Genomic DNA, 2,711 nt, shown 5'->3' on the forward strand with positions numbered 1-2,711 from the left:
GGCGGCCATTCATTGCTCGCCGTTAAACTATTATCTCAAATACAATTACACCTAAATATTACAATGAATATAAAAGATGTTTTCAAACTACAAACGGTGAAGGAAATTTCCGAACATGTCGAAATATTATATATTCCTGTTCCTTCCGAGCAGGCTATCTTATTACTAAGAGCAAATCCAACATACGCCCATTACTTTGATTCAGTATATGGCTTAAATGCATCCGAGAAATATCTAAGGAAAAAAGAAAATGAATAAAAATATCACTTCAGAAGAAAACCCGTTTTCCGCTCTATTAGAAAAAGAGCGTGAGCATAAAACAATTAAACCTCGGGGCGAAGATGTAAAAATTCCGCTGTCTTACCAACAAGAGCGGTTGTGGTTTATTGCGCAATTGGATCCTGATTCAGAACGCGCATACAAATTAAATTATTCTATTCGTTTAGATGGAGATTTAGATGTTGCTGCACTACAGTATTCGTGGTCTTCTATCATAAAAAAGCATGATATACTGCGAACCCGCTTCTTAATAAATGAAGAAAATGTTCCATATCAATATGTAGACAAATCTAATTATAATAAAATTGAAATAATAAATATCAAAGATGAGGGCATTGATTGCAGTAAAATAATTGAGAGTTTTTTTGATAGAAAATTTAATTTGGAAGAAGGAATTGTAATACGCGCTTTATTGGTTACATTTAGCTCGAGTAAGAATATATTTTTATTTAGTGGGCATCATATTGTTCTAGATGGCTGGTCAATTGGGATATTAGTTAATGAATTATGTGAGAAATACAATGAATTTCTTAATAATAAAACCTCTACCACTGTTCCGCTAAGTATACAGTATGGTGATTACGCTATTTGGCAGCGTGAAATAATTTCCAATGAATCTTTAGAGAGTGGGAAACATTGGTGGAGAAGCCAATTAATAGGGGCTCCTTCAATAATTAATGTGCCTACTGATTATCGCCGTCCAAAAACTATGAGTTACGAAGGAAGTTCAGTAGCTTTTGAAATTCCGACGGAAATATTGTTGCAGTTACGTGGTTTAGCTAAGAATCAAACTGCTACGCTTTTCATGGTCTTAAACGCTGCATTTGTCACATTGTTAAATAAGATTGGTGCAGGGAGTGACATTGTGACGGGTACCGCAGTTGCTGGACGCACAAATGTCGAGATCGAACCCCTGATCGGCTTCTTTGTTAACACCGTGGCGCTCCGTCAGAAGATAGATCCGCGATGGACCTTCAATCGTTTAATTGAAGAAACGAAAGAAATAGTACTCGAGAGCTTTTCCCATTCCGACATACCGTTCGAGGTTGTTGTAGACGCGGTATCGCCTGATCGCAGTTTGTCTCATGCTCCAATAATTCAAGCGTCGTTGGTTCTGCAAAACGCACATGAAAGCTCAACTTCGTTTACATTGCCGAACATTTCCACGTCATTAATAGAAACTAGTAATAAAACTGTGAAGTTCGAATTGGGTTTTGAGTTTTATGAAACAAGTGAGGGGTTGGTTGGACGATTGCATTATTCGACACGTCTATTCGAGCGTGAGACGGCGGAGCGCCTTTGTAGAATGTATTCTAATGTGATTACTCATGCCGCAAGAAAACCAAATACAAGAATATACGATTTAGAACTGATAGATATTTGCGAACGAAAAATTATTACTGAAGGGTTCAATGAAACAAAAATAGATTACCCACACCACAAAACGGTAGTAGATTTATTCAATTTTCAAGTTTCACGTAACCCTGAATCTACTGCTATATTAAGTGATGAAGGGATAATAACATTTGGTGAGTTAAATAAAAGATCTAACCAAATTGCTCATTATTTAATTCGTAAAGGTAGGGGGAGCGAAGATGTAGTTGGCGTTTGTTTAAATAGTGGGTATTTAATGGTGGCGACATTACTTGGTGTTCTTAAAGCTGGGTGCGCATATCTGCCGATTGACCCAAGCACTCCATTCAGTAGATTACAGTATATGATGGAGGACTCAGACGCAAATATACTGCTGACTGCAGAGGATATTAGGATTAATTACCCAAAAAATTTTGATTATATATATGCAATCGATGATTACAAAAATAAATTATTAATTGATAATGAACAAAACACAGACCTAACAGAAGAAGAATTATTGTCCCGAATTACTATTACTAATCTATCCTATATAATATATACTTCGGGCTCCACCGGCCAGCCCAAGGGGGTGGCTGTGGACCACAGTGGATTGAATGCATATCTAGCTTGGGCATCACATCATTATCAAATGAAACAGGCAGATTATGTACCGATAACTACGTCGATTTCATTTGATGCGACAGTTACAAGTATTTGGCTTCCTCTAGTAAATGGAGCATGTTGCGTTCCGTTATATTCAGGTTCTGATTTAAGTAGTACAATTAATTATATCACAAAAAACAATGATAAAGGAATATTAAAAACAACCCCAACCCAAATGAGGGCACTATCTGAATTATGCAGTATTGATATCTCATATAAGCCTAGAAAAATAATAGTTGGTGGTGAGGAGTTACTATTTGAAGATGTGCAAAAATGGACCGATCTGGCATCGGACCTTCAAGTTGTTAATGAGTACGGCCCAACTGAAACGGTAGTTGGTTGCATAGTTTATGAAGCGTGCTCTTCAAGTGCGAATCAGGGAGCTGTTCCGATCGGTACCCCAGTTTGGAACA

General features: G+C 37.2%; 2 protein-coding genes. Both read left to right on the forward strand.

Going from position 1 to position 2,711, the window contains the following annotated elements:
- On the forward strand, positions 1–258 hold a 258-nt coding region (locus tag E1297_RS03005), incomplete at its 5' end, for an acyl carrier protein (RefSeq protein WP_155133750.1).
- Positions 251–2,711 (forward strand): condensation domain-containing protein (locus E1297_RS03010; protein ID WP_155133753.1); only part of this gene is annotated, 2,461 nt, incomplete at its 3' end. The genes E1297_RS03005 and E1297_RS03010, both read left to right, overlap by 8 nt.

The sequence above is a fragment of the Roseibium sp. RKSG952 genome, from assembly GCF_009711355.1.